The 5751-nt window shown below is 36.4% G+C and carries 8 protein-coding genes; 6 read left to right on the top strand and 2 right to left on the bottom strand.

All coding sequences use genetic code 11. From position 1 onward, the window contains the following. The 4 genes from ACQR30_RS11695 to ACQR30_RS11680 all read left to right on the top strand — a co-directional run. The coding region (locus ACQR30_RS11695) for a c-type cytochrome (RefSeq protein WP_429735275.1) at nt 1–376 on the top strand (376 nt) is incomplete at its 5' end. A 30-nt stretch (nt 377–406) separates the two neighbouring features. Further along, entirely contained in the window at nt 407–847 is a 441-nt protein-coding gene (locus ACQR30_RS11690) for a nucleoside deaminase (RefSeq protein ID WP_429735273.1), read from the top strand. Nucleotides 848–968: 121 nt separating this feature from the next. Beyond that, on the top strand, nt 969–1574 hold the full coding sequence (locus tag ACQR30_RS11685; RefSeq protein WP_429735271.1) for a superoxide dismutase: 606 nt from the start codon (nt 969–971) through the stop codon (nt 1572–1574). An 89-nt stretch (nt 1575–1663) separates the two neighbouring features. Continuing rightward, nucleotides 1664–2272, top strand: coding sequence for a hypothetical protein (locus ACQR30_RS11680; protein WP_429735269.1), 609 nt, complete (start codon nt 1664–1666; stop codon nt 2270–2272). Nucleotides 2273–2369: 97 nt separating this feature from the next. On the opposite strand, the gene ACQR30_RS11675 is transcribed toward ACQR30_RS11680, so the two are convergent. Continuing rightward, a complete protein-coding gene (locus ACQR30_RS11675) occupies nt 2370–2783 on the bottom strand; it encodes a BrxA/BrxB family bacilliredoxin (RefSeq protein ID WP_429735267.1) in 414 nt (137 codons plus the stop codon). Between the two features lie 230 nt (nt 2784–3013). Between ACQR30_RS11675 and ACQR30_RS11670 the strand changes: the two genes are divergently transcribed. Further along, nucleotides 3014–3433, top strand: a complete 420-nt coding sequence (locus ACQR30_RS11670) for an Hsp20/alpha crystallin family protein (RefSeq protein WP_429735265.1) — start codon at nt 3014–3016, stop codon at nt 3431–3433. Between the two features lie 167 nt (nt 3434–3600). After that, nucleotides 3601–4809 (top strand): aspartyl protease family protein, encoded by a 1209-nt coding sequence (locus ACQR30_RS11665; RefSeq protein ID WP_429735263.1) that lies wholly within the window; start codon nt 3601–3603, stop codon nt 4807–4809. Nucleotides 4810–4898: 89 nt separating this feature from the next. Here the strand turns inward: ACQR30_RS11665 and ACQR30_RS11660 are convergent. Continuing rightward, the coding region (locus ACQR30_RS11660) for a M60 family metallopeptidase (RefSeq protein ID WP_429735261.1) at nt 4899–5751 on the bottom strand (853 nt) is incomplete at its 5' end.

The raw sequence follows: 5751 nt of genomic DNA, 5'->3' as shown, positions 1-5751 counted from the left end.
CATGTCCTGCGGTTCTAACAATGGCAACACAGAAGGTAGCGGCACAAGTAACACAAATGAAGTAACGGGAAATTCAAATTCATCAGCAAAAAACGATATTTCCAAGAATCCTGATTATCAAAAAGGGCTTGCATTGGTAGCAAAAAATGATTGCCTTACTTGCCATAAAATAGAAGGAGAATCTACGGGACCGGCCTACGAAAAAGTAGCTGATAAATATGATGACAATGAAGCCAACATTAATATGTTAGCACAAAAAGTTATCTCAGGTGGTAGTGGCCACTGGGGCACCGTTCCAATGGTAGCGCATCCAACGTTGTCATTAGCCGACGCCAAACAAATGGTGAAATACGTATTACTTCTACGCACCAAATAGTTTTACGATTATTCACTGCTAATTATTTTAATGGAATATTCTGATGAGTATTTTATGCATCAAGCACTATGTGAGGCGCAGAAGGCCTTTGATGCCGACGAGGTACCCGTAGGCGCAGTTTTGGTAATACAAAACAAAATTATTGCTAGGGCATACAATCAGGTAGAGCTCTTAAACGATCCTACTGCACATGCGGAGCTATTGGCGATTACGACTGCTTGTAATTATTTAGGCGCCAAATATTTACCTGATGCATCCATATATATAACTATAGAACCTTGTTTAATGTGTTGCGGTGCCTTGCATTGGAGCAAGATTGGCAAGATTGTATACGGCGCCTCCGATATAAAAAATGGATTTAAAAAATATACGTCCCAATCACCTTTTCACATAAAAACATCTATCGTATCGGGCATTTTGGAGGAAGAATGTGCAGGGCTCATGAAAAGTTTTTTTAAAAATAAGCGTTAAGATTACACATTCATTTTTTTCAGCATTGATATATGTAGTAAATTAGCAACTCGAAGAGAAATCATTGTGATTGTGTTTTCTTTGGTATAAAAAATTTAATTAATCTTCAAAAATAGAAATCATGGCATTTACACTACCAGCGCTACCTTACGCGCTAGACGCATTAGAACCTCATATTGATGCAAAAACAATGGAAATTCATCATGGCAAACACCATCAAGGCTATGTAAATAACTTAAATAATGCTATACAAGGCACGCCTAACGCAGACAAATCTTTAGAAGAATTGGTAAAAAATGCAGGAAGTATTTCTGCTGCGGTTCGCAACAATGGTGGCGGACACTGGAACCATTCTTTTTTTTGGCAAATACTGGCGCCTAATGCTGGCGGTAACCCCACCGGAGAATTGGCTGAAGCGATTAATAAAGCATTTGGATCATTCGATGCATTAAAAGAAAAATTTAACGCCGCTGGTGCTACCCGTTTTGGTAGCGGATGGGCTTGGTTGATTGTAAAAGATGGTCAATTAGAAGTGACTTCTACACCAAATCAAGACAATCCTTTAATGGATGTTGCTGAAACAAAAGGCACGCCTATTTTGGGTGTTGATGTGTGGGAACATGCTTATTATTTAAAATATCAAAATCGTCGTCCGGACTATCTGGCTGCATTTTGGAATGTAGTAAACTGGTCTAAGGTAGCAGAGCTATTTGCTGCAGCAAAATAATCTTCTTGATACAATGAAAGGTGCGAAGAAAAAATACTTTGCACCTTTTTTATTTTTATTATTATATTTTTAATTAAACAAATACCTGAATGAAGAAAATATTATTAGCGATCCTTCCCTTGGCTGTACTTGCATCCTGCGGATCCAAACAAGAAAGAAAAGTATTGGTAGTTGCCAATGGAACGATTACCGTTCAAGGAAACAATATTAATATAGGGGATACATCGGCAGGTGCATCAAACTTTGAAATGGATATAAAAGATGTTACTAATAAAACCTTGAATATAAATAACAACGGTATTAAAAGTACCTTGCCTCTAAATACCGAAGGGGGTTATTATGTTTTGAATCTAAATAACAAAGATATTTACGGTAGCCTATTATTAGAAGGTCGGGATTACAATAATAAGCACGATTTGAATTTAGACCAGCAAAAAGCAATGATTGATAGTTTGAAACAGGTTTTAGCAGGAACAAATATTTCGACAGCTAATAAAAATTATTTGATAAAACCTGGACAGATTATTGAGCTAAGCAATGATCTTGAACATACACAAGTATTTGCACCGTTTGAACCATTATCTGATATTAATCAGTCAAAAGATGGCAAACCAGTTGAGTTGTATAAATTTTATTCTAAGGATGAATTGCAGACAAGATTAAAAGCAGTAGAAGACTCCTACAATACTCCAAGCTAGTAACATTAATCTTATTTGTTACCTCTTTATCTTATAAAAAGACCGTTTTCCAATTTTCTTGGAAAACGGTCTTTTTATATTAAGCAAAAATAATCACCTAGCAATTCTCTTCAAACGCCTGAATCAAGCTTCCTGCAATCAATTGCGCCGGACGACCTTCAATCATATGGCGCTCAATAAAATGCACTAACTGTCCATTTTTAAACAAAGCAATTGAGGGAGACGATGGCGGATAAGGCAACAAATGCTGGCGCAGAGAATTTACTGCATCCAAATCAAATCCAGCAAATGAAGTAACTAAATGGCTCGGTTTTTTTTCTGCGTTATGCACTGCCATTAATACCCCTGGGCGCGCGCTCCCTGCGGAGCAACCACATACAGAATTAATCATTACTAAGGTAGTACCTTCTCTTTTCAAAGCTTCTTCCACCTCTTGCGGAGTTTGTAAGTCTTCAAACCCATTATCAGTCAATTCCGCCTTCATCGGTAATACTATTTCTTCCGGATACATATTTTTCTATTTAAGATTTTTTAAGATACCGCAAAGTTACAAAGTAATCTGATAAAGATAATATAAACAATTACAGACATTATGTCTCTATAAAATAGCTAAAGCAGCCATTATGTCTTATATAAATTAGATTTAGGGAAATATTGACTCTAAATATTCGCTTTTGGGTGATGGTACAAGATTTGGGAAAGGAAGAGAGAACAAAATTATTCAACATAAAAATAAATATTATGACTCTCGTAAAAAGAAACTACAACAACTGGAACAGTTTATTAGAAGATTTTTGGGGCAGCGTTGCCAACAATCATTCTGAAAAAGAATTAAATGTACCTCCTGTCAACATCCAGGAAAATAAGGAAGCTTTTCAATTAGATTTGGCAGCACCTGGATTACAAAAGCAAGATTTTAAACTAAGCGTAAATGAAGGCTTGTTTACTATCTCTTTTGAAAAAGTAAACTCACCGGAAACAAAAGTAGAAAAAATGCATCGTCAAGAATTCTCTACCCAAAGCTTCAAAAGGACATTTACCTTAGATGAAAAGATTGACGCCGAGAATATCTCAGCAAAATACGAAAATGGCATTCTGCAAATTACTTTACCTAAAAAAGAAGAAGTAAAAGTGCCATCTAAGGAAATAAGTGTACTTTAAGCTCCTGTTGATAGTAAAATGATTTTTTTAATGCTTCAAACAGTTGAAGTGGCTCCCACAGCTTTCTAGCTTTGTGGGAGCTTTTTTATATGGCCATTTGTTCGATATTTGAACTAACTTCGATAATGGTAATGCATCTTGATAAGTTGTGTAAATGGGATTAACTTATGAGAGTTTTATTATTCTTATTATATAGTTTATTTGCATTTCCTCTTTTTGCGCAAAGAAGAAGCACCCATCATAATATTGCTAACCAAGCATCTTATATCACCTCCTTCCCCTTCAAACTACTTTCTGGCGGAATAATTTTAGTAAAAGGAAAAATAGATAATTATCCCGATACCCTCAATTTTGTGATGGACACCGGCTGTAGCAGCGCTTCCTTAGATTCCACTACTTGTGTAAGATTAAAAATACCTTTCATCTCTTCAAATTCTTATATACGTGGAGTCGGTTCATTTAAGAAAACAGTAGTTACAAATATTAAAACCCTTGAATTTCCTCATCTTGAATTTAAATATCCGGAATTTCATATCGATGACTATGAGTTGTTGAGCGAAGTGTATGGCGTAAAAATAGACGGCATTATTGGCTACAATTTTTTTAAAAGATTTATTGTTCAATTCAATTTTGATTCATTAAAAGTTTTTGTATTTAAGCCAGGCGAGTTTGTATATGAAAAGCCAGGCGAGATATTATATCCATTTATGGGTAATCGAATACCTACCATAAGCGCTTCCGTCAAAAATGGCGTAAAAGTAAACGACAACTATTATTTCGATATGGGTGCGGGGCTTTGCCTTTTGTTTTCAAATCAATTTGTGAAAGACAGTAGTATCTTTAGAAAAACACAACGACGGCGAAAAACAGTTGCTACTGTAGCGCAGGGATTAGGTGGCGAGATAAATATGAATCTCACTACCATTCAAGAAATAAAAGTAGGGAGCTATAGCTTTAGAAATGTACCAACCTATACTTTTGACGATGTAAGTAATGTAACAAACTATCCGGTTCTGGGAGGCATAATGGGCAACGACTTACTAAGAAGATTTAACATTACACTCAATTATCCTGCCGGCAAAATCTATATTCATCCAAATTCGCATTTCAAAGATTTATTTGATTATTCTTACACAGGCTTGACCTTATATTTTATGGATCGACGGGTAAATGTGGGGAACGTAGCAAAAGATTCCCCGTCAGCAAAAGCAGGAATATTACCTGGAGATGTCATTATAGCCGTCAATAACAATTTCAGTAATAATATTCAAACCTACACCGAACTGCTAAAAAAAGCCGGCACAAAAGCAACCATTACTCTGACGAGAAACGGATTGTTGATGAAAAAAACTTTATATATAAAAAGCATTCTTTAAAGTAGCAGTCATATACATAACCTTACAGATAAGCATCTGGTGAAGAAAAGCCACTCCCCTATGAAATGGCTTTTTCTTCATCAGGGGGTTTAATCTACAGGTGGAAAATTGTAAGGCATCCAAATAGGCAAAGAAGATACTCTTTGTTTGGCATCTTCACTAACCGGAATTCCCCACTTCTCAAAAAAAGGTGCCAAGTTGCGCCCTACAATTTTAGAAAAATTAATAATCCATAAATCACGTTTTTGCTGATCCGTCTTTGCATATTCATGGTTAGGATATTTTGCTGCCAAATCATGATACCCTCTAAAAAATGTCTTAAAAGATTCCCAGCCAAAGCCTTCTTGTAGCTGACGAAAAAGAACTAAACCCAAAAACGGATCTGATTTCCATTTTGCGTAATCAGCGCCATCTGCAAAATATTTCTTCATCATGGTTTGTGTATTCTTACTAGAAACGCCACTATGTGCATCATCCTGCCCGCCCATTAGTCGATCAAAACAATACAAACTAAATAGATTATTACTCACTTCAGTTGTGCCATCAAAAACCCAATCCAGGTTTTGCATGTTATGTCCTATCTCATGAAAAAAGCCCCAATTCGCACCGCCTTTGGTTGGTATGAGTAATTTCTCAGGATTGGCGACAATATCTTCTGAGTACATATGTTTTGTTGGGGAATGGTGTACCATAATGGGATATCCGCTATGCATAAAACCACCTCCAATATGTTCATCTATGACCAAACGTTGAGGGCGATAAAAAGGGGTATCCACTTGCGCTAAATCCATTTCTGCGCCAATAATCAGATTCCATAATTTCATCACAGAATCCGGGCGGATCACTTTCTGCAAAACAGAATCAGGTAATGTAATAATAATCCTATCGGAAGCTAGTTCGCCCCAAGGAGCTCTGTTATTTTTCAACTGCGTCTGCCACTGC

It is taken from the genome of Arachidicoccus sp., assembly GCF_050436765.1.
In the GTDB taxonomy this organism is placed as follows: Bacteria; Bacteroidota; Bacteroidia; order Chitinophagales; family Chitinophagaceae; genus Arachidicoccus.
The sequence above is the reverse complement of the archived record's forward strand: the minus strand, read 5'-3'. Positions and strand labels throughout refer to the sequence as shown.